This window comes from Vibrio sp. 2017_1457_13 (assembly GCF_030851525.1).
Lineage (GTDB): Bacteria > Pseudomonadota > Gammaproteobacteria > Enterobacterales > Vibrionaceae > Vibrio > Vibrio metschnikovii.
This window is the reverse complement of record NZ_VHTA01000001.1, coordinates 200,400-226,996: the sequence shown is the minus strand read 5'-3', so window position 1 is coordinate 226,996 and position 26,597 is coordinate 200,400. Positions and strand designations below refer to the sequence as shown.

Sequence of the window (26,597 nt, the reverse complement as noted above, 5' to 3'; positions counted from 1 at the left end):
CTTTTTGACTGACAAAGTATTGGATTATTTTTCAGCCGCTTCGATGGCGGAATAAAGATCTTTTGGCATCAGATCGGCGTCAAGAAACTCGCTCGATATCGGTGTATCAATCACTAAACGCGACACACGACCGATTTGTAAAAAACCCGATGAAACAACGTAATCCTGAACATGACCGCCCCCCGTTCTCGCTTGATCAATAAAGTGCTCATGGTAACCGGGGACATTAATCCCCGTGGTGTATCGCGGACTACGAAACCCCGCCATCACCCCCGATTGATGTTCAAAATGAAACGTTGGCTGCTGTTTGATCGCTTCGAGCATCGGCCGATAAGGACGCTGCTGTTTAGGTACGGTGCGGGTTTGGACTAATGGAAAATCTCCTTCAAGCCGAATCGCGCAAAATACATTGTCACTAGGCACCAAACGATCGATGAGCTGATGCACTTCCTGACGAGTTAACGTGTCATTAATGGGCAATTCAATGTCTGGTTTAAAGAAAGTAAACACCGCAAAAGGCGTTTTTTGATCAAGTTGAGCAGGATGCGCTGAGCCATTAGCGTGCAATTGGAATACTTGACTATCAAAAGCGATCAATTCGCCATCCAATTGATTAAATGTCCCTAAACCGAAGTCTCCGTGTTTAAGCAGTTCGGCAATGGTTGTCGAACCTTCATAGACACCAGCAATCAAGGCACTCATCAGCGAAGTCTGATAAATCTCCCCTTCTCCCGAACCTTGCTGATAATGAGCAAATTGTTGTGCAATTTGTTGAGGACAAGAACAGACCGCAGAGATTAAACGTTGCATCATTCAATCCTAATATGAACTAAAGCGTACATTTAGATTGACTTGCTATGCGCAACAAATCCAATATAAAAAAGATTTATTTTGATATGAAAAAAATATGGATGAACCATGGAATTTCGCTACATGAAGTATTTTGTCGCTGTCGCCAAAGCCAAGCATTTTACCCGCGCCGCTGAGCAGTTGGGCATCGCCCAGCCGCCACTCAGTCAACAGATCAAAAAGTTAGAGGATGAGCTTGGAGTCACTCTGTTTAAGCGACTGCCTCGTGGTGTGGAGCTCACGACTGCCGGTGAAGTGTTTTATCATGACGCACAGCATATTTTAGAAGAAGTCGAACGCTGCCAACGTAAGTTAGAACAAATTGCGCGCGGTGAAAAACAGGAACTGCGTATCGGTTTTGCCTCCTCAACCGCCAGTAGCCGCAGCGTTTTAGAGAATATCCGCCAATTGCATGAACAGTGTCCAACTCTCCATTTAATTGCCGTTGAGCACTCAATGCCTGAGCTCGTTACGTTACTTAAACAACAACGTCTAGAGCTGGCTTTTCTGCGCTTGCCTTGTTATGCCAGTGAGTCACTCAACCATCAGATCTTGTTTGATGATCCTTTTGTGGCTGTCATGCCGATTAATCATCGATTGGCCGCTCATTCAACACTTTATTTGGCGCAGTTGCATAATGAGAATGTGCTGATGTTTCCTAGAGATACTGGACCCGCGTTATACGATCGTATTGAGGCAGCTTTACATCATGCCGGCGTACATATAGCTCAGCCTTACGCTGCACCACAACTGCGTACCGCGATTACCATGGCACAAGCCGGTTTTGGTATCGCCATTGTACCGTTATCTTTAACTGAGCATCTCGACCAATCCGTCGTTATACAACATCTCAACGACATGCCTTTTGTCAGCCAGGTCGCATTGGTATGGAATAGCCGGCATCATCACCCGTTAATTAATACCAGCATCCAATGTATGCGCAGCCCTAAACAGTGATCGACACCGTCACGAAGACGTATAATAACCATGATAATTTTAACCGGACCCAACCATGACTAAATTAACTTTATTTTATGATGCCACTTGCCCATTGTGCGTTAAAGAAATGGATACTCTTAGGCGACTAGATAAAAAACAATCGCTTAAGATGATTGATATTTATAGTGAGGATATTGCCGCTTATCCACAGATTGATATTGAGCAAGCAGGCATTATTTTGCACGGATTAGACGAATCACAGCAACTGATTCTCGGCTTAGACGCGGTGCATCGTGCTTGGCAATTGGTCGGGAAAGGTTGGATTTATACTCCACTACGTTGGCGATTGATTAAACCTTTGGCCGATAAAGCGTATTTGTATTTTGCCAAACACCGTTATCGTTTCTCGTTTTGGTTAACTGGCACCGCTAAATGCACTAATAACCAATGTTCGCGTTAACTATTTTTCTTTAGCGCCTAGATTGACATCAATTGAAAGCCAGTTGCTTGTGCAAAGCGCGATCGCTCTTGCATTGTCAGTGGATATGATCAGATACTTAGCCTATCAATACTGCTCAATCATTTTCTAGTGACCGAATACTAATACTCCGCCGATCTCGCTAACCAGATCGTGCCATCGGTTACTGGCTGTGGTTGTATCGTAATGTCCAAACCGACGTCATGAATGAGAGCAGCAACTCTCTTTATCAATCGACGGAAAGATAAGGCCTACTTTGAAAAATTCCAGACCTCACAACGCAGATCATCAACCGACATTTTTCTTCCTAGATTATGAAACGTGGGGGACGAGCCCAGCCAAAGATCGTCCCAGCCAGTTTGCTGGTGTGCGTACCGATATGGACTTTAATATCATTGGCGAGCCGCTGGTCATTTATTGTCAACTGCCTAGCGACTATTTGCCCTCACCAGAAGCCGCTTTGATAACGGGTATTACGCCACAAAAAGCGATGGCAGAAGGGTTGCCAGAACCAGAATTTATTGCCCGCATTCATGCTGAACTGGCCACACCGAATACCACCAGTTTAGGCTATAACAGCATTCGTTTTGATGATGAAGTAACTCGCTATACCTGTTATCGGAATTTTATTGACCCCTACGCTTGGAGTTGGCAACAAGGCAACTCACGCTGGGATTTACTTGATGTGATGCGTGCTTGCCATGCTTTGCGCCCAGAAGGTATTGAATGGCCTGAAAACCAAGAAGGCTTTACCAGTTTTAAACTGGAGCACCTTTCTAAAGCCAATGGTATAGAACACAGCAATGCTCACGATGCGATGGCTGATGTGATTGCCACCATTGAGCTCGCAAAAAAAATCAAAGCCGCACAGCCTAAGCTGTTTGATTATTTCTTATCGATGCGCCATAAGCGTAAGCTGATTGATTTGGTTGATATTGTTAACATGACGCCATTAATGCATGTCTCTGGCATGCTAGGACGTGAGCGCAGTTACACCAGTTGGGTTGTACCTATTGCTTGGCACCCCACCAATCAAAATGCCGTAATCGTGGTCGATTTGGCGAAAAATCCCGAGCCGTTATTCGAGTTAACCAGCGAGCAACTCTTACAGCGCCTCTATACTAAACATGATGACTTGGCAGAGGGTGAGCTGCCTGCGCCAGTTAAGTTGATTCATTTGAATAAGTGCCCCATTTTAGCCCCAGCGAAAACCCTTACCGCTGAAAATGCCGCCACCATAGGTATTAACCGCGAGCAGTGCTTGGCTCATCTTTCGCAAATTCGTCAACAACCAACATTACGTGAAAAGTTAGTGGATGTGTTTAGTGCTGAACGTGACTTTTCAGCCAGCAGTGATGTCGATAGCCAGCTCTATGATGGGTTCTTTTCTCCTTCCGATCGCGCGGCAATGGACATTATTCGCTCTGCGGTGCCGGAGTCGCTCGCTGATTTAGATATTCAATTCAGTGATCAACGCATTGCACCCCTGCTGTTTCGTTATCGAGCTCGTCATTATCCTTGGACACTCAATGAAACAGAACAGCGCCGCTGGGCAAGCCATTGTCAAGATTACTTTGCTACTCAGTTACCAAGTTATATGCTCAACTTAGAAAATTTGGTCGAGCAACATCAACACGATGCTAAAAAAATCGCCATACTGAAAGCGGTGTATCATTATGTTGAAGCGCTGGCTTCTTAAACGGCTTATAAAAAGAAGGCTTTATTAACGCTATGATACCTAACTTAGCCAAATTATTGAAAACGACCGCGCAGTACGTAGTCTCAATGGGACTGATTTTCCTCTGTCTTTGGGCTGGAGTTAGCCTACAACATTGGTTAGGAATTACGATTCCAGGCAGTATTTTTGGCTTGTTGATTTTATTTGCTTTACTGGCTAGCGGTCTCGTTCCCGTCGACTGGGTTCGGCCCAGCGCGCATCTTTTTATCCGTTATATGATTTTGCTGTTCGTACCGATCAGCGTCGGTTTGATGGTCCATTTTGATAGGTTATCCGCTAATCTTTGGCCGATTCTCGCCAGTGCGATTGGCGGTACCGCTTTGGTTTTAGTTTCTCTTGGCTATGTGCTTGATCGCTTTCTCAAAAGAGGCAAAAAATAATGTGGTTACTGGTTACGCTGATGGTGTTTTTTTTCGCTCGTTGGGTAGCACAAAAATACCGTTCACCTTTGGTCAACCCATTGTTGATCTGCATCGCTATCTTAATTCCGTTACTGATCGTTTTAGAGGTTCCTTACCAAGTCTATTACGCCGATAACCATTGGATCAGTGATTTACTCCAGCCAGCCGTCGTGGCGCTCGCTTATCCCCTCTATGAGCAATTACCACAAATCCGTTCGAATTGGCGGATTATTCTATTAGCCTGTGGGGTGGGAAGTATTATGTCCATGCTCACGGCCAGTATTATTGCCTTATCAATGCAAGCGGATGTCGCGTTAGTCGCTGCCTTGATGGGCAAATCCGTCACCACACCGATTGCCATGGAAGTGAGCAGTAATTTGGGTGGAGAGCCCGCTATCGCCGCCATTCTTGTCCTGTTGGTGGGGTTATTTGGCGCGATTATGGCCTACCCGATTTATAACCTGCTTAATATTACCCACCCGATTGCCAGAGGCTTAACCACAGGGACTGTTGCTCACGCGCTAGGAACGGCTACCTGCGCTGAAAAAGATCCTCGAGACGCGGCGTTCAGCTCGTTGGCTCTTGTGCTCTGTGGTGTAATCACCTCCATTTTAGCTCCCGGCTTGTTTGCTTTTAGTCTATGGCTTTTTTATTAAACTCGCCTTGTTGAGGTTTTGGGAAATTCGATGGGTATTATGTGTGACCTCACTCTAATTATGAAAAATGAAATCAATTTACATTTAAAAAAGTGATAACAATCACAGATTGGCCGCGATAATTATCTAAAATGGAGCTCAATTGACCAATTAAGGATGAATTATGCATAGCCGAATTGAACAGGCATTATCCCCAATGCCAGCCGCGCTTACCGAGTATCTAACGCCCATCGTCACGGCTGATCATTTTGATGCCACCCTTTCTGCTGATCAATTCAATCAATTACTCGCCTTATCGGGATTAAGTGACGCCGATCTCAGAGTCGCTTTATTGCCACTCGCTGCCGCTTATGCGTACGTACCTATTTCAAATTTTCATGTGGGGGCGATTGCTCGAGGAGTGAGTGGACGACTCTATTTTGGCGCTAACATGGAATTCTCTGGAGCGCAGCTAGGACAAACGATTCATGCAGAGCAAGCCGCGATCAGCCATGCGTGGATGAAGGGTGAACAAGGTCTAGCCAGTATGACCGTTAACTATAGTCCTTGTGGTCACTGCCGACAGTTTATGAATGAACTGAACACCGCTCCCTCTTTAACCATTCAACTGCCACAACGTGAAGAAAAGTCCTTACAGTATTATTTACCTGAATCTTTTGGTCCAAGTGATTTGGGAATTCAATCTGCATTAATGACCCCGATTGATCATGGTTACCGTAGTGATGATCAAGATGCGTTAATTCAAACCGCTATCGGCGCACTCAACCGTAGCCATGCCCCTTATACTAATAATCTCAGTGGCGTAGCTTTGCGCAGTGCTTCTGGTGCTGAATACAGCGGCGCTTATGCCGAGAATGCCGCTTTTAATCCAAGCTTACCACCGTTACAAGTCGCGTTAATCCAATTGCGTATGGCAGGGGAAGAATTCACCGACTTAGCGGGCGCTGCGTTAGTCGAGATGGCACAAGGTCAAATCAGCCATTTAGCCGATACACAAGCCACGTTAGAAACGATTAATCCAGACCTTCCATTGTCTTATCTTGCGTTGTAACCATGACGTTCCAACCCTACATCGCTCGTCGGTTTAGGGTTGGAGTAGTGTCAAAAAATGCTCCTTTGCCTGCTCCGAAGTCATCGGTTTATAAAAATAGTATCCTTGGATTTCATCAATATCCCACACCAGCAATTGCCTAAGCTGATCGACACTTTCAACACCTTCAGCAACCGTCGTCATACCCAGCTCTTGAGCCATATAGATAATATTTTTAATCAGTATTTGCGCTTTTTGATTATCTTCCAGACGATCAATATAAGATTTGTCCAATTTAACAATGTCTAATGGGAAATTACACAACGAACTAAAAGAAGAATAACCGGTACCAAAATCATCGAGGGCAAGTTGCACTCCTAGAGCTTTAATGGTTTGCATCCGTTGAATGATATCTTCTTCTGCACCCAATAAAATACTTTCTGTTAATTCAAGCACCAGTTGCCTAGGATGCAGTTGGTAATGATGAATCAGACGTTTTAATGTATCAACTAAGCTATTATGATGAAAATGTGGACTGGAAATATTGACATGAATACTCAAATGATGACTTTTATGGCGAGGTAAACTCTGAATAAATTGGCAAGCTTTATCAAGGATTTGTTCTCCGAGCTCAACAATTAATTTTCTCTGCTCAGCCACAGGAATAAAAACTTCAGGGAAAAGCAAACCAAGCTGTGGATGCTGCCAACGAGCAAGCGCTTCAAAACCTACTAATTCACCCGATGAGGCTTTTACAATCGGCTGATAATAGGCCATAAATTGGCCTTCTTTTAGCGCAGAGATAATATCTCGATGTATCACTAATAATGTCTCTGCGCGTTGAGTATCTTCTGCACTGACCATAGTGACAAATACACTGGAGCGATGGTGAGTCGCCGCATAATCAGCACCACGAGATAAACGCTCAAAATCCTTCACCCCAATAGACGAAGAGACTAAAGTCGCTTTTAAGCCAAGATCGCACTCAATATCTTCTAGCACAATTTTCTGGCGATAAATCGTTAAAATGCGATTGCCCTTTTGTATTAACTCATCTTGGGAATCCGTACTCAATACCATAAAGGCATGCTCACTCACCCGTCCTATCGAGAGATCAGGAAATGTATGTTTTAAAGTCGTCGCAAGATGCTGCACAGCCCTATCATAATAATCATGACCATATACCGCCTCTATCTCTTTTAATCGTGCTGCGTATAAATAAAGAATACTAACCGGAGGGTGATTAAGTAATAATTGATTCGCATTGTCCACCAACGTAGGACGATTTAATAAACCTGAAACGGGATCATAATGGGTTAAGGTTTGGATTAATGCCGCTTGCTGCTTTTGCTCACTGATATCCTTCACCGATAACATAATAGACGTTTGATCACGATCATTGAGTAACGCCGCTTCCACCGAACAGATGATCTCAGTACCATTACTGCGCTTCATGGCTGTTTCAAAGTGATGCTGCCCTTGACTGAGTAAACGATAAAATTGATCGGAGCCACATTGAGTGTTGTGGCATCCACAGATACTGCCTATCGGTTGCCCAATCAGTTGCTCACGTTGAAACCCTAACAACATTAACAAGGTAGGGCTGACATCCACGATGATCTTATCCGTTAATAGGATCATCCCAACCGTATGTCCATGGTATAATGCGTCAAATTTTTGTAGTGTTTCTTGCAGTTTTTCTTGAGTTTGTGTTGAAGACTCGGCAAGTGCACTCACCCATTGAGTAATACGATCAAACTCATCAGTGTGTTTGTTCTTTATCGGAGCATCGACCGAGCTTAATAAGCTTTGCATCCCCTTCTCAAAATAACTGAATCGTTTACTGACGGTTATCCAAAAAATACCGTACATTCCTAGAGCAATAGCACTTGTAACCACCGTCATCACTACGATCAAACGAAAGAAAACTATTTTCGCTTGTTGAAAATACATTCTGGGTTCTATGGTTTTTAAGACACCAATCGGCTCATTTACAGCGCTTTTAAGTAGAGAATAATGCGTTAAAAACTGTTCTGTTCGCTCAATGACCAATGAAGGTTCCGAAACACTCACCTCTGTCCACCATGTTAATGCTTCAGAATCGGTAATCAGTTGATTGTCAGCCATTAAAATCGCTTGATAACGTTCAGGAAAACGTGCGGTTAAATCTTGAGCCCAAAGCATCCAACCGACCATGTCACTTTGACCACTATTATCTCTTACTGATGTGAGGCTTATAACCCATAGTTGCTGATCAACACGAATAAGACCGGAAAAACTTTGTTTATCACTATCTCTTCGTCTTTCCATCAAATGTAAATATTCTGTCACACTGTCCGAATTCAGCATTTGATCGGTAATGTGGCTAACCTCTGAGTCTGAAAAGCGTCCATAGGCTAACGAAAGCGTTCCCATCGGCTTAAGAAACACCATAATATCAACACCTAAAATATCTAGGCTTTCCTGTGTTAAATTACGTTCGACGTAAACCGTATCCTTATCAATCAAAAACAAATAAGTTTCATCCCAATGAGCCCAATCATAAGAGGCCTCTTCTTGACTCTTAATAATGGATTCAATTACCGATGAGGCCTGAGTGCTCGCTCGTCTAACCTCCATATTTTCTAACTCATATAAGCTATATAAGAAAAAATACCGAGTCAGCAATAAACTGCTGAGTACTACGCCAACTAAACCTAGAGCAAAAAGTAAAGCTGTCTTTATTTCTAAATTAACCTTACGGATCATCGTCGTCTCTTCATTAACATCGCTCTTAGATATCCGATTTTAGTTGCTAAAACCGACACGTAACGTGATATTGCTCCACGATAAGTTAAGTATCCGACTAAAACCATCCATTTCACTTATTTCAATACCAACAGTATGGACTATCTCTGATCATTTCGCCGTTATGAAGCCTATGTCGTTGAGGTTTTAACGATCGATAATCGAGTGTTACCTTATGCCGCAAACGTTTTCTTTTTCATGCTGTTCCAGTATCATTGCCGCTGTTTTTATCTCTCAAGCGAAAGTCAATGTCATCTGGGCATTGAGTATGAATAAGGATTCTTTATGTTGGGAACGGCTACTCTCAATAGTGCAACACGGGTGCTATTACTTGGTTCAGGCGAACTCGGTAAGGAAGTCGCTATTGAATGTCAACGTCTTGGTTTAGAAGTCATTGCTTGTGATCGCTATGCGAATGCGCCTGCAATGCAAGTCGCACATCGCTACCATGTATTCGATATGCTTGATCCTCAAGCGCTACAGCAAGTCATCGAGCAAGAGCAACCACACTATATCGTGCCCGAAGTGGAAGCCATCGCCACGGATAAACTGGTCGAATTAGAAACACAAGGTTTCACGGTTATCCCAACCGCCAAAGCGACTCAATTGACGATGAATCGAGAAGGCATTCGCCGTCTCGCGGCTGAGCAGCTATCGCTACCAACCTCCAATTATCAATTTGCGGATAGCTATGAGCAATTCGTGCTCGCTGTCGAGCAAATTGGCTTACCTTGTGTCTGTAAACCGATCATGAGCTCTTCTGGTAAAGGTCAAAGTGTTTTAAAAAGCCCAGAAGATATTGAACAAGCATGGCACTATGCTCAACAAGGCGGACGTTCAGGTGCAGGTCGAGTAATCGTCGAAGGTTTTGTTGATTTTGATTATGAAATCACCTTATTAACGATTCGCGCTATCGATGGTGTCCATTTTTGCGCCCCTATCGGTCACCGACAAGAAGAGGGTGATTATCGTGAGTCTTGGCAGCCACAAGCAATGTCCGAAAATGCCTTAAAAGCCGCTGAATATGTTGCCGAGGAAATTGTTAATGCGCTTGGTGGCTATGGATTATTTGGTGTTGAATTGTTCGTCAAAGGCGACCAAGTCATTTTCAATGAGGTCTCCCCTCGACCACACGATACTGGTATGGTGACGATGATTTCGCAAGATTTATCGGAATTTGCACTGCACGTGCGCGCTTTTATCGGTTTACCCGTCGGAGCGATAACTCAATATGGGCCTTCAGCTTCAGCCGCTATTCTTGGTCAAGGTATCTCAAACAACATCCAATTTTCAGGATTGGATGATGCGCTGAGTGTACCAACCGCTCAGGTTCGTCTATTTGCGAAACCTGAGATTAATGGGCGTCGTCGTTTAGGTGTCGCTTTAACACGTGGTAAAACGACGACCGAAGCCACAGATCGAGCCATAGAATGCGCTAAAGCGATTAGTATTGAGTACTAATCGTATTACTGTCACTCAACAATAAATCGTGTCGATAACAAAAATAGCGTTCTCATTATGATCAGTAATGAGAACGACAACACTATTTGATTTTTTCTATCGTCTCCGCCACGTACACCGCACCCTTACGTATTTCTTCAATCAATGTTTTGGTAATACTTAACTGATTATTACACTCTGTCACCTTGGAACGCACACTGTCTAAACTCGCTTCTGAGGTTGTCGTTAATTCGGTATTTCTTTTTACAATGGCACTGATTTCATCGGTCGCTTTAGAGGTGTTGGCTGCAAGTGAGCGGACTTCATCGGCAACGACCGCAAATCCACGGCCATACTCGCCAGCCCTCGCCGCTTCAATCGCCGCATTCAACGCCAATAAGTTGGTTTGATCAGCGATACTAGAAATGGTGGTCACAATTTGCACAATCTGTTTAGATTGCCCAGCTAATTGCCCCATTAGCTCATTGGCTTTATTGACCGTAGCTTCAATATCTTGTGCACTAGCAGCCGCATCGGCCACCATTTTTGAACCATCATGAGTTAGAGAAACCGTTTCTTGAGAACGCTGCTCAGCAATCAGAGTCGCCTCTTCTATCCGTTTTGACCTTTGTATTCTATCGGTTATGTCACTAGCAAATTTAGTAACTCGAACGATCTTACCTTGATCATCAAAAATCGGATTGTAGGTCGCTTCTATCCAAATTTCCTCACCATACTTAGTCAAGCGTTTAAATAATCCTGATTGAAACTTGCCTTTCGCTAATTCGCTCCAGAATTTAGGGTGTTCTTGATGAAACGCTTCATCGCAAAAAATACGATGATGTTTACCGACAATCTCATTCAATTGATAACCAAGTGCCGTTAAGAAATTTTTATTGGCTTCAATAATTGTCCCATCCGGTGTGAAAGAGATCACCGCCATCGATTTATCCACAGCATTAAAAACGGCCGCCTGCGAATCTAATTTTTGTTTCGCTTTAGTCACATCACTGGCAATTTTAATCACCTTATAGACTTTACCTTGCTGATTTTTAATCGGTATATAGGTCGCTTCGATCCAAATTTCTTGCCCGCTTTTGGTTAAACGACTGAACGTTCCCGATTGAGATTGCCCTTGAGCAAGCTGCTGCCAAAAAGTTGAGTAAGCAGGTGAATCACTCAGTTTTTTAGCACAGAACATTCGATGATGATGCCCTTTAATCTCTTCTAAACCATACCCTGTGACTTGTAAGAAAAGCTTATTCGCAGATAACACTTCACCTCGGGGGGTAAACTCGATGTAAGCGGTATGATTACCGATTGCCGCAAGAATATCGCCCGCAGCGATTAACTGGTCACGCTCTTGAGTAACTTGTTTTAATTGTTTGGACTGCTGATTAAAAAACATAAAACGATCCTTATTATCTACGGCTAAGGCTGAGGCTCAAAATAGAGCCTAATTAACAAATCCTTGATTACAGTTTATATCATTATGCCGAAAAGCCTTGGCTCTTTATGTTTTTATTAACCAGACCTCTTCAGCAAAATAACTGACTCCTTTTTTGACGCTTTCCGGATGCTGTGCATCCACTTCATCACGAGCTAAACGTTGGATATCAAAGCCATTAAATAACTGACGAATTTCTTGTTCATTAACACTAAATGGTGGGCCACTGCGCTCTTCTTGAGGATAATCCAAACTGATCAGCAATATTCTACCTCCCGGCTTCAGTAAGCTTTTTAAGCGCTCAGCATAGTGTACTCGCATCTCTTCTGGGAGAGCGATTAAGGCCGCGCGATCATAAATAATATCAACCGGAGTCAATGGCGCGGTAAAAATATCCCCAGTATAAAGAGTCAGTTCATCAAATTGATAACTCTCATGCTGTGCAGACAGTTGAGTCACTAATGGCGTATAAAAATGTTCAGCAAAAAAGGCTCTTACTGCTATTGGGCTAAGCTCAACACCTTGAACCTCATCATGTCTAGCGGCTAGCCAGACTAAGTCTTCACTTTTTCCACACAAAGGAACAAAAACGTTATCACTACGTTGGGGTAACGTCGCTGACCAATATTCCATGAGTAATGGATTAACGTCATCAAGATGGAAACCAAGCTGATTCGCCGCCCATTTGTTATGCCAAAATTCTGGATCTCTCATTTTTCTCAACCATTGTATTATTCAAAGACGACTAGCTTACTGATACGCTAAAGTACGCAAAAGGCTGCATTATGCTGTTGTCATCAATAAGGCTCAACATCAAATGTGAAGGATATACATTTCTTTACATTCGAATGCGGAACTGTGGACCCAATCAAGAGTCTCAACACTGTGACCAAAGCCATATTATTGAAATAGAGAAGATACTTTAGGTTGAATTCGTTTCAGTCACCCCAACTTAAACCTTAGTGGCTTCTGTTTGTTGTTGGATTAGCGTTCTTTTAAGTCCTTCTTTTGACCTAAACAACGCAAGCTAAGGAGAATGAATGAGTCTATTGCTAAGAACGACGGCCCTCATGCTATTCATGTTAAGCCGAGCCCCTGCCTTCGCCGCAACCATTCCGGTCAATGTATCGTCTCAAACGCCTCAAGGAGAATATCAAAATGAAATCAATGCCCAACGCTTTAAGCATAGTTTAAGTGGTTTATACGGTATCCAAAGCACGCATCACTCGGTCATCCAACCATACAGTAACTTTGATGAACTTTATCAAAAAGCGAGTGACGCTCAACTAGAGCTAGAAGCCTTATGTACTGGTACTGCAATGCTCACATCGGCTCAAGCCCTATTTTCTGGAACTAAATCTCGTTCAAGAGCGCTCGAAAAAATCGCATTAGAACTCAATGGCCAACCAGAACGAATTACTGATTTAGCACGCGCGACCATCATTGCTGACGATGTACCAAGTTTAGTCGAAGCTTATGAGGTGTTAGGACGCGAAGCGAGGATCGTGAAAGTAAAAAATCGCTTTAAAACACCAGCAGCCTCTGGCTACCGTGATTTAAATCTCTTAGTCGAATTACCAAAAAGTAAAATTATTGCCGAAGTTCAATTGCACTTAAAAGCCATCGCGGAAGTCAAAAGTGGCCCAGAGCATGCTTTATACGAACAAATACAGCATATCGAACGTAACGCCAGCCAAGAGCAAAGACCACTCACCGATTGGGAAGTAGCCAAAATCCATCAAATTCGCCATCAATCTCTCAACTTATATCAACAGGCTTGGCAGCCGTACATTACGACAAATATCCAAGCGGCTTAATTATCTCGAACACAATAAAGAACGCAGAGTCTAGATGGCTCTGCGTTCTTTTGTTGATGTTTTGTCTATGAACTCGTTAGTTTTTGAGCAAACTAAACTGAGTTCAATAATTTTTATCGTGATTAATCGAAATAAACCACTAAGTCAACATTCTCACCTCGTGCTTGCGCATCCAAAGTGAAGTAGATATAACCGGCTTTTTCTATTGGCATCGATAGATATTCATGACTGTCTGATCGCACAGAGTTCCATTGATAGTCATCTCTACTTGGCCATGTCACTTGGCTTGCAAAGAGATCAACATTATTCGTGGTGGATTGTGTTGGCGTCATCCATATTTGGACACGTTGAACACCTTCAGGGACGTAAATCGCTGCATAACGACGCTGATTCACCATTAAGTTCTGTTTGACCTCAGCCTCAAGGCGTATCGGGTTCAAATCGTCAACTTCATGGCTTGGGGTGCTAGTTTGGTCATATTGGATCTGTGCCAATAGCTTGACATCAGAAAATGCCGCTCTCCCAGTGACACTAATATAATAACGACCAGCTTGTACATAACCATCCGCTTGAGGCTTAAAACTTAATCTCTCATTACTACCAAGGGCAACATTACTGAATTGATAATCATAATAATGAGCGACTTTTTCATAACTCATGTATAAGTCCGCATCACCTTGCCCATCAATCGTAACCTGAAAGCTTAACGTGCGCTCAGGAACATCAATATAATAGAGTTGCTCAGAAAGATAATTACCGTACAATATTATCGCTTGATTAGCCTCTAACTCTATCGGTTGTGCCTCTTGTGGCTGCTCAGGTGTTGGATCAATCGAGGGTTGCTCATCAACATTTAAGGTATCCAACCAGCGCGAAAAGTCCTCATCATATTGAGTACCTAATTGTTTCACCACTTCTGCCCACTGTGCATATTGACCTTGTCTTGCCAACGCCAGCAAGCGATCCACCTCTTGAGGGTGCGCTTCTAACATATAGCGCACTGCGAGATAACCCCAACGATAAATACGATTAGTATCATGAGAATAGGTGGTCGCCATAACATCAGAAAGGCTCATTTTCCCCTGTTGAATCGTGCGAATAGCAGCATCGTAACCTTGTTTATAATGCATGTATTCCGCAAAACCTTCTAACCACCAGACAATATGTCCATGAGCAAGGTTTTCGCCAAAACCGCCATATAAGTTAAATCGTCCATCCAAATAGTGGACATATTCATGTTCAAGGTTAAGAATTGATAGCGCATCTTCACCGTTAGCATAGCGATAAGCGATAAATCGTGCTCGATTATTCGGATCGGCTGGATTGCCCTCTAGATACTGACCACCATTATCCGTCGTGTTATTAAACAAAAATGCGGAATAATCGACGTAACTTTGGTTATTCGCAAACACCACAACTTCTACTTTGTCATTCAAATCGTCGGCTACCGGTAGACCACCGCTGTTGATAACCTGATGGAAATCTTGCTCTTTCGCGTTGAGAACCGAACAGACTTCACGCTCTTGTTGTATGGTCAAATCTTGCGAACGAACAATCGCTGGGCCATCACATTGGTGCCAATTAGGTAATATACGCGCTGCTAGGTTATCTTTTTGCGCTTCTATATTTATATCGGCAATCGCTTCTGGGGCGAAGTGCTGGAGCATCTCTACCGCTGCCAACCATAGCGTTTCATGTTCACTACCTAACGGGTAACGTTGTAACGTATCCAGCATCACTTGTTTCGCTTGTTGGCGAGTAACTAACTGAGAGGAAGCCAGTAACCGTCCTGTTTCTCGAATCGCATTAAAAACTAAAAATTTTGCGTCGGTGGTTAATGCCCACTGATTGTTTTGCGCAAACCGCTCCAAAGTATCAATATGTTGTGGATTGTGAGCTAAATATTGATAAAACTCATCTCGTCCGATATGACCGGCCATAGCTCTAAATAAATTATTTAAGCCATCAACCCATTGAGTATTTTGCGCAGTATCGGGGGTAAAGTGCTCTAATAACGCCATCATACTGTCCATCGTCAATGGCAGTTGTTTAATGCTATCCGCCATCAAACTCATGTTTTTAAAGGCACTAACTTGCTCTCGGCCTTGATTAACCACATGAGGAGAGCGCAGAAACTGATTGATTGTTTGTGCAATTCGCTCGTTTAATGCTTGAGAAAATGGCTGATGTTCACCTTGGGCATAAAAACGCACATAATAAGCAGCACGAATAAATTCACTTAAATTATTAATGATCTTCGCTTGATCCGCCTGCCCTTGATACTGACCAACGTGAGTCATTAAGTCACGCTGAATGGCTGCAATACTCTGCTCGCTGTATAAATCGTTGAGGCTATCTACTCCAGCGCTATACCATGAACTATAGCAAGTGTGGTCTGCATGTTTAATACTGGCTAACCGATCATCGGCCTGAGCTAATTCAGAAAAATAACAATGGTTATCAGCTAAACTGGCCGAAGAAAAAGCCAATAAACAGGCTAGCATTAATGGATGTTGACGACGTAAAGAAAAAGGAACCATATAACTCACTCCAAAGCGTAAGTGAGCTTTCCTAACGACTTGGATAAAAACCTAATTAGGTACGCCATTCATAGAAGGCCATTCTATAGCCTATTAAGACGGTACAGACATTGGTAGCATCCAGTTGCTTAGGTAAGCTTAAACTTAGGCGCTTTATTATTGATTGAACAGAGGCGTGGTTATACGGATAACGGCGGGGATATGAAACTGGGTTAATTTAAAAACAAGAGACTGCTTCCAAAACAGAAGTTAAGAAAGGCTTTTCTATCAACAGGTTAAGTAAAAACACCGAGGCCATACTTAACGTATGGCCTGATGCGATGTATTACTATTTTACCACTTGAATATTTTCGACACGGGCTTTTAACTTCTGTCCTGGACGAAATGTAACGACACGCCGAGCTGAAATCGGAATATCTTCTCCAGTTTTAGGGTTTCGACCTGGCCTTTCACTTTTATCTCGCAGATCGAAATTACCGAAACCAGACAGTTTTACTTGTTCGCCATTCTCAAGTGCTTTACGAATTTCTTCAAAAAATACTTCCACCGTGTCCTTGGCATCCCGTTTACTAAACCCTAGTTTTTCGAACAGGTTTTCAGCCAAATCGGCTTTTGTGAGCGCCATAAACTTTCCTCAAAGCTAGGTTAAACTTTGCTGTATTAAGCAGCATCAAAATCATTTTTGTTCAGCCAATCAAAGACATATCGGCTCTGTTGAAAAGTGTATGCCAAGCTTATGATTTTCGCCAACTTTTTTATCATGAACAACATTGGCTGGAAAGCCTTTAGAATGGTACGTTTTGCATACAGTCGCGAAATTAAAAACTCAATTAATTAAAAATAAAAAATTTAAATCTAAATTTATACATAAAACAAGACAATTAAAGACTATAACACTAAAAACACAAACCTTATCTTTATTGATCTCGATCTGAAATTTTTGTAAATAATCTTAAAAATCATACTGTTGTTTTTATAATTCTAAAAATTAGACCTAAAAAAAGCAGATCACGTTGATCTGCTTTTTGGTTTACTGAATGTATCTTATCTATTTAGTCTCGCAGTGTTGCAGAGTACTGTTCAGCCACCGCTTGAACAATATTGTTCACTGCAGCAGTGATATCCGCATCTTCTAGCGTTCGCTCTGCCGATTGTAAGATAAGCGCAATAGCTAAACTTTTCTTACCCTCCTCAACACCTTTACCAACGTAAACATCGAACAGTTTAGCATCGCGTAATAACGAGCCACCCGCCGATTGACAAGTAGCAACGATGTCACCAGAAGCAACATTTTGATCGACAACCAGAGCAATATCACGGCGATTTGCAGGGAACTTAGATAGAGCGACGGCTTCAGGGATCACTTTGGTATTAATCGCTGACCATTCGATTTCAAATACGATTGTACGACCATTTAAACCAAATTTACGCTCAAGTTCTGGATGAACGGTACCAATCACGCCGATCTCTTTACCATCCAGCACAATCGCAGCCGCCTGACCAGGATGCAATGCCGGATGCTGCGTTGCCGTAAACTGATAAGCTCGGCCATTCGCAGTTAAATCGAGGATTGCTTCTACATCGCCTTTTAAATCAAAGAAATCAACGCTAGCCGTTTCCATGTTCCAATGTTCATCACCACGAGTACCAGCGATCACACCAGCCAGCATAGGCTCTTGACGCATACCATTTTCAGCAGTTTGATCGGGAATAAAACGCAAACCTTGCTCAAACAAGCGTACGCGCGGCTGTTGACGTTTCTGGTTGTGCACCACCGTATTCAGCAAGCCTTGGATTAAGCTAAGGCGCATCGCTGACATATCGGCAGAAATTGGGTTTGGTAAAATGAGGGGTTCTATATTCGGAACCACTAGTTTTTGCTGTTCCGGTTCAACAAAGCTATAAGTAATAGCTTCGTGATAACCACGATCCACTAACAAATCACGCACACGCTTGAGCGGTAAACGCGCTTCTTTGTGGGCATTCATATTCAATGCCGTTTGAGGAGCTTGATTAGGAATATTGTCATAGCCATAAATACGGCCGATTTCTTCAACTAAATCTTGCTCGATAGCGATATCAAAACGCCAAGTTGGTGCAGTCGCTTGCCAACCTTGTGACGTGGTTTCTACTTGCATGCCAAGACGTTGTAGAATTTCGACCACATCGGCATCGGCAATAGTATGGCCAAGTAAATTATCCAATGTCGTCCGACGTAGAGTCACTTGATTCGCACTTGGGAGATGCTGATCAGATTGTGCAGCAACAATAGGAGCCGCTTGACCACCACAAATATCAATCAATAGTTGGGTAGCACGCTCAAGAGCCGCTTGCTGTAACTCGTAGTCTACACCACGTTCAAAGCGCATCGACGAATCAGTATGTAATCCATAACGACGAGCACGACCGCGGATATGATCTGGCGCGAAGAAAGCCGACTCTAATAACACATCTTGCGTGCTTGAACTTACCCCAGAATGCTCACCACCAAATATACCTGCAATCGCCAGTGGTTTGTTATGGTCAGCAATCAATAAGGTATCAGGATTGAGCGTCGCTTCTGTGCCATCGAGAAGAGTTAGCTTTTCATCTTGCTCAGCAAGACGTACCACAATACCGCCCTCAATCTTTGCCAAATCAAACGCATGCATTGGCTGGCCTTGCTCTAGCATCACATAGTTAGTAATGTCGACAATCGGATCGATCGAACGAATACCGCAACGGCGTAACTTTTCCTGCATCCATAATGGAGTGGCGGCGTTCACATTAACGTTTTTGACAATTCGCCCTAGATAACGCGGACAAGCAGCAGGTGCTTGGATATCAATCGTTAGGGTATCGTTAATTGACGCCGCTACAGGAGCAACCGATGGCTCAATAATATCCAGACGGTTAAGTACGCCAACTTCACGCGCCAATCCACGCAAGCTGAAACAATCAGCACGGTTAGCCGTAAGGTCGACATCGATAGTGACATCATTAAGACCTAAAAACTCACGAAAATCACAGCCAATCGGCGCATCTTGCGCTAATTCCATAATCCCGTCTGATTCAATGTCAATCCCTAACTCTGAGAATGAACACAACATGCCGTGAGAAGGCTGGCCACGTAATTTGGCTTTCTTAATTTTGAAATCGCCAGGCAGTACAGCACCAACGGTAGCAACCGCGACTTTCAAGCCTTGACGGCAGTTGGCTGCGCCACAAACGATATCGAGTAATTCGTCTTCACCGACATCGACTTTAGTGATACGCAGTTTATCAGCGTCAGGATGTTGACCACATTCAACCACTTGGCCAACTTTAACGCCGTTAAACACGTCAGCAACAGGGAGAACGTCATCGACTTCTAACCCTGCCATAGTAATTTGATGAGTCAATTCGTCAGTGCTAACCGCAGGGTTTACCCACTCACGAAGCCAAGATTCGCTAAATTTCATAGTGATAAGCCTCTGGATTACTTGAATTGTTTAAGGAAACGCAGGTCGTTTTCGAAAAACGAACGTAGATCGTTCACGCCATAACGCAACATCGTTAAACGCTCTACTCCCATACCAAAGGCAAAACCTGAGTACTGCTCAGGGTCAATACCGACACTGCGCAATACATTAGGATGAACCATACCGCAACCCAGTACTTCTAACCATTTACCGTTCTTACCTTTCACATCCACTTCAGCGGAGGGCTCGGTAAAAGGAAAATAAGATGGACGGAAACGCACCTCAACTTCTTCTTCAAAGAAGTTGCATAGAAAATCGTGTAAAATGCCTTTAAGTTGAGCAAAGTTAACCTTTTCATCGACCAACATGCCTTCGACTTGATGGAACATTGGCGTATGAGTCTGATCATAATCATTACGATACACACGACCTGGAGCAATAAAGCGGAACGGTGGTTTACCGTTTTCCATCGTGCGGATCTGTACGCCAGAAGTGTGAGTACGCAGCATCAAATCAGGATTAAAAAAGAAGGTATCGTGATCGGTACGCGCCGGATGATCGGCAGCAATATTTAACGCATCAAAGTTATGGAAGGCATCTTCAACCTCAGGGCCAGACTCAACGCTAAAGCCTAATTCACCAAAAAAGTTTTCGATGCGTTCAATCGTGCGGGTGACTGGGTGTAAACCACCATTATCAATACGGCGACCAGGTAAAGTCACGTCAATCGTTTCAGCCGCCAACTTCGCTTCTAATTCGGCGCGTTGTAAAGCATCTTTACGCAGTGAAATCGCTTTTTGTACGGTTTCTTTGGCAACGTTGATTTCTTGACCTGCGGTACGACGCTCTTCTGGTGGTAATTTACCTAGGCTTTGCAGTTGAGCCGTTAGCTCACCCTTTTTGCCCAGATAATGAACACGCACTTCATCCAGTGCAACTAACGACTCCGCAGCATTAATGGCTGCTGTCGCGTTAGCAATAATCTGTTGTAGATGTTGCATTGTTTCCTCGTCTGCTGATGCGCAGTTTCCTTAAGGCACCCGTGAGGGAATTAAGGGATTCTTGGGGTTTTTAGTAAGCTGTACATAGTAACGAAAGCCGCTGTCAAAGCCAAATTGAAATCACATTTCCTTCATTTTTTGCGTGTTTATTCATCGCTAACTCATCAAGTTAGGCAGTTGCAAAATAACTTTTAGTTATAGTGATTTTGTCATAAATTGATTTTGTTCAAATGACGCTGCCCGTTATGGTTAGACCCACAAAGATTATAACCAGAGGTTGATAATGCCATTAACAATTTTACCCATTGAAGCAGAACACGATGCCTCAATTTGCCAAATTATTAAACAAGTCGGTGCTGAATTTGGTGCGGTCGGCGAAGGTTTTGGACCTGCTGATGAAGAAGTTTTAACTATGAGTAAGTACTACACTCAGGATAGACATAGTCTATATCTTGTTGCCCTGTTGGATAATGATATTGTTGGAGGGGGTGGAATAGCACCATTTCAAGATAGTAGGAGTGTTTGCGAATTAAAAAAGTTGTTCTTACTAGCCAAAAGCCGGGGTCACGGCGGCGGAAGAATCATCGCCGAACGCTGTCTAGAATTTGCTAAATCTCAAGGGTTTCAGTACTGTTATCTTGATACCCTTTCTAGTATGTCTTCAGCTATCGCATTGTATGAACGATTAGGTTTTGAGCACCTATCAAAACCTCTCGAAGGTACTGAACATGGTGGCTGTGATGTTTGGATGATGAAAAAGTTATAATCAGGATACTATGCATAACTACAAATTGCTGCCGACCCTATATGCCCTATTAGAGACCAAAAATCTCACTGATGCAGCTAAAAAACTGAACGTTACTCAACCCGCTATCAGCAAAACGCTTAAACAACTGCGCGAAGAGTTTCAGGATCCGTTACTTATCAGGCAAGGACAGCAATTTATATTAACCAAACGGGGAGAATCATTACTGGCACTTCTCCCCTCCGTATTTACACAACTGGAACAACTTTATCAACCTGCCGATTGTGAAGTGCATAAAATTCAGCGGCCATTTAATCTCGCGCTCAATCATTTTATTTCACCAGATATTCTGCCCCAACTTTGCCGAGAATTTCATCAGCAAGCCCCCAGAGCTAGACTCAATACAACACTATGGCAAGATCGTGCACTCAGCGAGTTAGCGGAAAGCCAAGTAGATTTACTCGCCACATTATCTGTTATTGTTCCTGAAAACTTACATGGTAAAAAATTAGCCAGTGATCAGTATGTCGTCTGTCGTTGGTCACAGCGTATCGAGCAGAATACAACACTCACACTTGATGACTACTTTCGAGCAAGGCATATTTTAGTCAGTGGACTTCATACGGAAAGCTTACAAGTTGATACGTTATTTCAACGCTATCGAAAAAAACGTCGGATCTTTGCCACGTTACCTTCAATTCGTCTTGCCATTGAAACCATGATTGGTACCGACTGCTTGGTTACGTTACCATTACATATCGCCGCTCAATATGCCCAAGGGCACCCAGTGACCCTTTTTCCTACGCCTTATGAGCTGCCTCAGCACGATTATTACTTACTTTGGCATGCAAAACACCATCACTCACTTGAACATCGCTGGTTTCGTGAATTTTGCTATCAGTTTTTTAAACAAGATATCAAAGACAAACAAGATATTGGCTACTCACTACTGGTCTCTTAGTCACTGCTTGTGTACTCCAGTATTGAATAGGTTTCCTAGGCTATAGTTCAATCAATCGGACATCAGCAAATCTGGATATGATGCTATCTATTAAAACGTAAGTCTTTTTCAACAGAAAACAGTTAATATAAAAAAGCCCAACCATTTTTGGCTGGGCTTTTTTATTTTGGAGCGACACACGAGGTTCGAACTCGTGACCTCAACCTTGGCAAGGTTGCGCTCTACCAACTGAGCTAGTGTCGCATTAAGCAAGTGACGCTATCACGTTGCTCTTTATAAATGGTGCCCCGGGCCGGACTTGAACCGGCACGACTCGAAAGTCGAGGGATTTTAAATCCCTTGTGTCTACCAATTTCACCACCAGGGCACACTAATTTTTTAATCTCAGCACCGCTTTCGCCATACCGATATAATCTGGAGCGACACACGAGGTTCGAACTCGTGACCTCAACCTTGGCAAGGTTGCGCTCTACCAACTGAGCTAGTGTCGCAATGGAGGCGCGTCCCGGAGTCGAACCGAGGTTCACGGATTTGCAATCCGCTGCATGGCCACTCTGCCAACGCGCCTTCGAAACTCAAACCGCTTGCTTCTTTATCGCGTTGCTCTTGAGTACGGGATGCATTCTACGGATTCGATGCGATCAGTCAATAGAATTTTTTTGCTTTTTGAATCGTTTGATTACTTTGCATTCAAAAATGGTTTTTTTGTTTATTTTTTTAGCAAAAAGTCTCTATTTATCCAGAACATAACGAGCAAAAATCCATTTTTACTCGGCTTTTGATTACTCTTTATCGAACAATAAGCGACGATCATTAATCAACAAGAAACGCGTTATTAAGAAATAATCGCAGCCAAGTCCAATCGACATCCAGATCGGCGGTGTTTAAAAATAGAAAAACGGGCCGATGCCCGCTTTTCTAATGATGTTCTTCATTTAGCAAATCATTTTTCGCCGCTGCTAAGTATTGTGCCATAGACCAATACGTTAAAATAGTCGCGACATACAGAGCTATAAATCCTAACCAAACCATCCATTGATCGTAACGCCAGATCAAAATCCACAATGCAAACATTTGGCTAACGGTCTTTACTTTACCAATCCAAGAAACAGCCACACTAGCGCGCTTACCGATTTCAGCCATCCATTCTCTTAATGCTGAAATAATAATTTCTCGACCAATCATGGTCACCGCGGGGATGGTTATCCATATTGAATGATAATACTCGGTGATCAAAATCAGCGCAGTAGCGACAAGAACCTTGTCAGCAACCGGATCAATAAACGCACCAAAACGCGACGTTTGGCCAAGCTTTCTCGCCAACATGCCATCTAGCCAATCGGTAAAACCAGCCACAAAAAAAATCATGGCAGCCGCAAAGGGAGACCAACTATAAGGCAAATAAAAAACAACGATGAAGACAGGGATGAGAAAAAGTCGCAACAACGACAAGATGTTAGGAATATTTAAACGCATAATAGTAGGCTCTGATCAATGGCGCGTTAATGGTGCTGCATTTTGACTATGGTTTCAATGCTTGATAAATAATTTCTGCTAAAGAGTGACTAATACCCGGCACCTTGGCGATTTCTTCAACAGTCGCACGCTTAATTTCTTGCAAGCCCCCCATGTATTTCAATAAAGCTTGCCGACGTTTAGGCCCCACGCCTTCAATCCCTTCCAAAGTACTAGTACGTCGAGTTTTACCTCGTTTAGCACGATGTCCGGTAATAGCGTGATTATGGCTTTCGTCACGAATATGTTGGATAAGGTGCAATGCAGGCGCATCGCTAGGTAAATGAAACTCGTCGCCCTCGGTGGTGATTAATGTTTCAAGGCCAGGTTTACGACTAATTCCTTTCGCGATACCAATCAACTGTGGTCGCTTCGGCCAATCTTGCCAACATTGAGTAATGATCTGTAGCGCGCGATTGAGTTGACCTTTGCCACCATCAATAAATATTACATCTGGTATTTTATCCACATCCAATTGTTTGGCATATCGACGCTCTAAAGCTTGAGCCATGGCTGCATAATCATCGCCACCAGTAATTCCAGTGATATTATAACGACGATATTCCGCTTTGAGTGGTCCTTCTTGATTAAACACCACACAAGAGGCAACGGTACTTTCTCCCATGGTGTGAGAAATATCAAAACATTCCATACGAGTTACATTATCTATACCTAATACACGCTGAAGTTCATTAACACGCTGCTGAATGGTCATCTTGTGATTAAGCTTACTGGTCATCGCGCTCAATGCATTGGTATTTGATAACTTCAAGTATTGGCCACGTGTCCCTGTCGGACTGACATGAAAATGAACGTTATGCCCAGCTAATTCACGCAACGCCAATTGTAATGGTTTAGTCTCTTTTAATAACCCCTGATTAAGAATGATTCGACTCGGAACCACTCGGCTATCAGTATGATTAAGATAGTATTGACTTAAAAAACTTTCGAAGACTTCTTGCGACTCGGTATTGGCTGGGATTTTTGGAAAAAAGCTCCGACTCCCCAAAACTTTACCTTGGCGGATCATCAAAATATGGATACAGGCCAACCCTTTCTCCTGCGCAAAACCAAGCACGTCCAGATCATCTTGTGAGTCTTCTGCTACAAACTGCTGTTCCTGCACACGGCGAATCGCTTGAATTTGGTCACGAAACTTTGCTGCATCTTCAAAACGTAACGCCTGACTGGCCGTCTCCATTTTTCGAACCAACACTTCCAAAACTTGCTTATCTTTTCCTTGCAAGAACAGCCGTACATAGTTCACTAACTCGGCATAATCGGCATCAGAAATAAGGCTGCTCACACAAGGAGCCGCACAGCGGCCTATTTGATACATTAAGCAAGGGCGAACACGATTGCTGTACACCGTATCTTCACATTGCCGCACTGGAAATATTTTTTGAATCAGGTGCAACGTTTCTCGCACCGCACCAGAATCTGGATAAGGGCCAAAATACTCACCTTTGCGTTTTTTTGCACCGCGATGCGCAGAGAGACGAGGATGCTTGTGCGCACTGATGAAGATATAAGGATAAGATTTATCATCCCGCAGCAACACATTGTATTTAGGTAAATACTGCTTGATGTAGTTATGTTCGAGGATCAACGCTTCGGTTTCAGTATGAGTAACCGTGACGTCAATTTTATTAATATGACTGACTAAAGCTCGGGTCTTTTCACTATCAACTTTACTACGAAAATAGCTAGACAGTCGCTTTTTAAGATCTTTGGCTTTACCAACATAAATCACCTCAGCCTCAGTGTTATACATACGGTACACACCGGGCTGATGGGTGACATTTTTTAAAAAGGAAGCAGAATCGAAATCAGCCACTACAACTTCTCTGTATCGAGCATCCCATGTCGAATGGCTAAATGGGTTAACTCAACATCTCCGTTAATATCTAGCTTGGCAAACAAACGATAACGATAGCTATTGACGGTCTTTGGACTAAGATTGAGTTGCTCAGAAATATCGGTTACTTTTTGGCCTTTAGTGATCATCATCATGATTTGTAGCTCACGTTCTGATAGACCAGCAAACGGATTTTCAGAGGCGGGTGAAAACTGGCTTAATGCCATTTGCTGAGCGATTTCAGGAGAAATATATCGCTGGCCACTATTCACAATACGAATAGCGTTCACCATTTCATCGGGCGCGGCACCTTTGGTCAAATAACCAGCAGCACCAGCTTGCATCACTTTGGTTGGGAACGGATTCTCAGTATGAATAGTGAGCACAATGATTTTTACGTCTGGATTAAAACGTAAAATCTTCTTAGTGGCTTCCAATCCACCAATACCGGGCATATTCATATCCATTAATACAATATCAGTGTTATTACTACGACACCATTTTACTGCATCTTCACCGCTATCCGCTTCCCCTACTACGTTCATTCCACGGACGTCTTCAATAATACGTCGTATCCCTGTGCGAACCAGCTCGTGATCATCTACAAGGAAAACATTGATCAAACTTGTATCTCCACACTTATCTATTCGCTCTGCACTTTATCATATTAAAGATGCAGCATGGCTGCTTAGTCTAACCTAAATGGCTAGCTCGCTGCCAATGAATATGTGCCGAAAGCACACGTTTGGCAAGTATTTCTTTTACAAACTGTGCAGTTTAATAGGCAATTAGGCTCTCATTAAAACGTTTCTACTCAACACCATAAATCGCTAACATTAAATTTAGCAAACAATCAGTGACAACCATAACCAAATCCAATTAGGCAGAGCAATAATGATGAGATTGAAGAATCTATGACGTTATTCTCAAACACTATGAAGGTAATTAAAAAATA

At 43.0% G+C, this 26,597-nt stretch carries 21 protein-coding genes and 4 tRNA genes; 10 read left to right on the top strand and 15 right to left on the bottom strand.

Features of this window, described 5'->3' with window-relative positions:
- Positions 1 to 24: 24 nt before the first annotated feature.
- The gene (gene budA, locus FKN88_RS01020) at positions 25 to 810 is read right to left on the bottom strand and encodes an acetolactate decarboxylase (protein ID WP_154170661.1); all 786 of its coding nucleotides are present in this window, start codon (positions 808 to 810) and stop codon (positions 25 to 27) included.
- 108 nt (positions 811 to 918) lie between these two features.
- Here budA and FKN88_RS01015 point away from each other — a divergent pair, with 108 nt between their 5' ends.
- The 6 genes from FKN88_RS01015 (at position 919) to cdd (ending at position 6,112) form a co-directional block, all read left to right on the top strand.
- Positions 919 to 1,806, top strand: coding sequence for a LysR family transcriptional regulator (locus FKN88_RS01015; protein ID WP_154168367.1), 888 nt, complete (start codon positions 919 to 921; stop codon positions 1,804 to 1,806).
- Between the two features lie 55 nt (positions 1,807 to 1,861).
- The gene (locus FKN88_RS01010) at positions 1,862 to 2,248 is read left to right on the top strand and encodes a thiol-disulfide oxidoreductase DCC family protein (protein ID WP_154168369.1); all 387 of its coding nucleotides are present in this window, start codon (positions 1,862 to 1,864) and stop codon (positions 2,246 to 2,248) included.
- Positions 2,249 to 2,522: 274 nt separating this feature from the next.
- A complete protein-coding gene (sbcB, locus tag FKN88_RS01005; protein ID WP_154168371.1) occupies positions 2,523 to 3,965 on the top strand; it encodes an exodeoxyribonuclease I in 1,443 nt (480 codons plus the stop codon).
- A gap of 32 nt (positions 3,966 to 3,997) precedes the next feature.
- Positions 3,998 to 4,384 carry a CidA/LrgA family protein gene (locus FKN88_RS01000; protein ID WP_115152724.1) on the top strand — a complete coding sequence of 129 codons (387 nt, stop codon included), beginning with the start codon at positions 3,998 to 4,000 and terminating at the stop codon, positions 4,382 to 4,384.
- Entirely contained in the window at positions 4,384 to 5,061 is a 678-nt protein-coding gene (locus tag FKN88_RS00995; protein ID WP_154168373.1) for a CidB/LrgB family autolysis modulator, read from the top strand. Before FKN88_RS01000 ends, FKN88_RS00995 begins: the two co-directional genes overlap by 1 nt.
- 163 nt (positions 5,062 to 5,224) lie before the next feature.
- A complete protein-coding gene (gene cdd, locus FKN88_RS00990; protein ID WP_154168375.1) occupies positions 5,225 to 6,112 on the top strand; it encodes a cytidine deaminase in 888 nt (295 codons plus the stop codon).
- Positions 6,113 to 6,145: 33 nt separating this feature from the next.
- Here cdd and FKN88_RS00985 read toward each other — a convergent pair whose 3' ends face one another.
- On the bottom strand, positions 6,146 to 8,839 hold the full coding sequence (locus FKN88_RS00985) for an EAL domain-containing protein (protein ID WP_306687082.1): 2,694 nt from the start codon (positions 8,837 to 8,839) through the stop codon (positions 6,146 to 6,148).
- 324 nt (positions 8,840 to 9,163) lie between these two features.
- Here FKN88_RS00985 and purT point away from each other — a divergent pair, with 324 nt between their 5' ends.
- Positions 9,164 to 10,339 (top strand): formate-dependent phosphoribosylglycinamide formyltransferase, encoded by a 1,176-nt coding sequence (gene purT, locus FKN88_RS00980; protein WP_154168377.1) that lies wholly within the window; start codon positions 9,164 to 9,166, stop codon positions 10,337 to 10,339.
- An 82-nt stretch (positions 10,340 to 10,421) separates the two neighbouring features.
- Here purT and FKN88_RS00975 read toward each other — a convergent pair whose 3' ends face one another.
- Positions 10,422 to 11,726, bottom strand: a complete 1,305-nt coding sequence (locus tag FKN88_RS00975) for a PAS domain-containing methyl-accepting chemotaxis protein (RefSeq protein WP_306687081.1) — start codon at positions 11,724 to 11,726, stop codon at positions 10,422 to 10,424.
- A gap of 105 nt (positions 11,727 to 11,831) precedes the next feature.
- On the bottom strand, positions 11,832 to 12,479 hold the full coding sequence (locus tag FKN88_RS00970; protein ID WP_004395414.1) for a thiopurine S-methyltransferase: 648 nt from the start codon (positions 12,477 to 12,479) through the stop codon (positions 11,832 to 11,834).
- A gap of 326 nt (positions 12,480 to 12,805) precedes the next feature.
- Here FKN88_RS00970 and FKN88_RS00965 point away from each other — a divergent pair, with 326 nt between their 5' ends.
- Positions 12,806 to 13,582 carry a RelA/SpoT domain-containing protein gene (locus FKN88_RS00965; RefSeq protein WP_154168381.1) on the top strand — a complete coding sequence of 259 codons (777 nt, stop codon included), beginning with the start codon at positions 12,806 to 12,808 and terminating at the stop codon, positions 13,580 to 13,582.
- A gap of 122 nt (positions 13,583 to 13,704) precedes the next feature.
- Here the strand turns inward: FKN88_RS00965 and FKN88_RS00960 are convergent, their stop codons facing one another.
- The 4 genes from FKN88_RS00960 to pheS form a co-directional block, all read right to left on the bottom strand.
- A complete protein-coding gene (locus FKN88_RS00960) occupies positions 13,705 to 16,122 on the bottom strand; it encodes a M9 family metallopeptidase (RefSeq protein WP_306687080.1) in 2,418 nt (805 codons plus the stop codon).
- Positions 16,123 to 16,450: 328 nt separating this feature from the next.
- Entirely contained in the window at positions 16,451 to 16,747 is a 297-nt protein-coding gene (gene ihfA / locus FKN88_RS00955; RefSeq protein WP_004395417.1) for an integration host factor subunit alpha, read from the bottom strand.
- 427 nt (positions 16,748 to 17,174) lie between these two features.
- A complete protein-coding gene (gene pheT / locus FKN88_RS00950) occupies positions 17,175 to 19,562 on the bottom strand; it encodes a phenylalanine--tRNA ligase subunit beta (RefSeq protein WP_154168383.1) in 2,388 nt (795 codons plus the stop codon).
- Positions 19,563 to 19,579: 17 nt separating this feature from the next.
- Complete coding sequence (gene pheS, locus FKN88_RS00945) at positions 19,580 to 20,563, bottom strand: phenylalanine--tRNA ligase subunit alpha (RefSeq protein ID WP_154168385.1); 984 nt, start codon at positions 20,561 to 20,563, stop codon at positions 19,580 to 19,582.
- A gap of 283 nt (positions 20,564 to 20,846) precedes the next feature.
- Between pheS and FKN88_RS00940 the strand changes: the two genes are divergently transcribed.
- On the top strand, positions 20,847 to 21,329 hold the full coding sequence (locus tag FKN88_RS00940) for a GNAT family N-acetyltransferase (RefSeq protein ID WP_154168387.1): 483 nt from the start codon (positions 20,847 to 20,849) through the stop codon (positions 21,327 to 21,329).
- Between the two features lie 10 nt (positions 21,330 to 21,339).
- Positions 21,340 to 22,269 (top strand): LysR family transcriptional regulator, encoded by a 930-nt coding sequence (locus FKN88_RS00935; RefSeq protein ID WP_154168389.1) that lies wholly within the window; start codon positions 21,340 to 21,342, stop codon positions 22,267 to 22,269.
- 167 nt (positions 22,270 to 22,436) lie between these two features.
- Here FKN88_RS00935 and FKN88_RS00930 read toward each other — a convergent pair.
- From FKN88_RS00930 to uvrY, 7 genes are all read right to left on the bottom strand, one after another.
- Positions 22,437 to 22,512, bottom strand: a tRNA-Gly gene (locus FKN88_RS00930).
- Positions 22,513 to 22,549: 37 nt separating this feature from the next.
- Positions 22,550 to 22,636: transfer RNA gene (locus FKN88_RS00925), tRNA-Leu, on the bottom strand.
- Positions 22,637 to 22,684: 48 nt separating this feature from the next.
- Positions 22,685 to 22,760, bottom strand: a tRNA-Gly gene (locus FKN88_RS00920).
- Between the two features lie 2 nt (positions 22,761 to 22,762).
- A tRNA-Cys gene (locus FKN88_RS00915) sits at positions 22,763 to 22,836 on the bottom strand.
- 351 nt (positions 22,837 to 23,187) lie between these two features.
- A complete protein-coding gene (gene pgsA, locus FKN88_RS00910; RefSeq protein WP_072669232.1) occupies positions 23,188 to 23,745 on the bottom strand; it encodes a CDP-diacylglycerol--glycerol-3-phosphate 3-phosphatidyltransferase in 558 nt (185 codons plus the stop codon).
- 46 nt (positions 23,746 to 23,791) lie between these two features.
- Entirely contained in the window at positions 23,792 to 25,621 is a 1,830-nt protein-coding gene (gene uvrC / locus FKN88_RS00905; RefSeq protein ID WP_306687079.1) for an excinuclease ABC subunit UvrC, read from the bottom strand.
- Entirely contained in the window at positions 25,621 to 26,265 is a 645-nt protein-coding gene (gene uvrY / locus FKN88_RS00900; RefSeq protein ID WP_154168391.1) for a UvrY/SirA/GacA family response regulator transcription factor, read from the bottom strand. Before uvrY ends, uvrC begins: the two co-directional genes overlap by 1 nt.
- Positions 26,266 to 26,597: the final 332 nt, after the last annotated feature.

Coding starts and splice junctions, on each gene's coding strand:
- purT (WP_154168377.1), top strand. CDS start 9,164: ATGTTGGGAACGGCTACTCTCAATAGTGCAACACGGGTGCTATTACTT.
- pheT (WP_154168383.1), bottom strand. CDS start 19,562: ATGAAATTTAGCGAATCTTGGCTTCGTGAGTGGGTAAACCCTGCGGTT.
- FKN88_RS00940 (WP_154168387.1), top strand. CDS start 20,847: ATGCCATTAACAATTTTACCCATTGAAGCAGAACACGATGCCTCAATT.
- FKN88_RS00960 (WP_306687080.1), bottom strand. CDS start 16,122: ATGGTTCCTTTTTCTTTACGTCGTCAACATCCATTAATGCTAGCCTGT.
- ihfA (WP_004395417.1), bottom strand. CDS start 16,747: ATGGCGCTCACAAAAGCCGATTTGGCTGAAAACCTGTTCGAAAAACTA.
- FKN88_RS00995 (WP_154168373.1), top strand. CDS start 4,384: ATGTGGTTACTGGTTACGCTGATGGTGTTTTTTTTCGCTCGTTGGGTA.
- FKN88_RS00985 (WP_306687082.1), bottom strand. CDS start 8,839: ATGATCCGTAAGGTTAATTTAGAAATAAAGACAGCTTTACTTTTTGCT.
- pgsA (WP_072669232.1), bottom strand. CDS start 23,745: ATGCGTTTAAATATTCCTAACATCTTGTCGTTGTTGCGACTTTTTCTC.
- pheS (WP_154168385.1), bottom strand. CDS start 20,563: ATGCAACATCTACAACAGATTATTGCTAACGCGACAGCAGCCATTAAT.
- FKN88_RS00965 (WP_154168381.1), top strand. CDS start 12,806: ATGAGTCTATTGCTAAGAACGACGGCCCTCATGCTATTCATGTTAAGC.
- FKN88_RS00935 (WP_154168389.1), top strand. CDS start 21,340: ATGCATAACTACAAATTGCTGCCGACCCTATATGCCCTATTAGAGACC.
- budA (WP_154170661.1), bottom strand. CDS start 810: ATGCAACGTTTAATCTCTGCGGTCTGTTCTTGTCCTCAACAAATTGCA.
- FKN88_RS01010 (WP_154168369.1), top strand. CDS start 1,862: ATGACTAAATTAACTTTATTTTATGATGCCACTTGCCCATTGTGCGTT.
- cdd (WP_154168375.1), top strand. CDS start 5,225: ATGCATAGCCGAATTGAACAGGCATTATCCCCAATGCCAGCCGCGCTT.
- FKN88_RS01000 (WP_115152724.1), top strand. CDS start 3,998: ATGATACCTAACTTAGCCAAATTATTGAAAACGACCGCGCAGTACGTA.
- FKN88_RS00975 (WP_306687081.1), bottom strand. CDS start 11,726: ATGTTTTTTAATCAGCAGTCCAAACAATTAAAACAAGTTACTCAAGAG.
- FKN88_RS01015 (WP_154168367.1), top strand. CDS start 919: ATGGAATTTCGCTACATGAAGTATTTTGTCGCTGTCGCCAAAGCCAAG.
- FKN88_RS00970 (WP_004395414.1), bottom strand. CDS start 12,479: ATGAGAGATCCAGAATTTTGGCATAACAAATGGGCGGCGAATCAGCTT.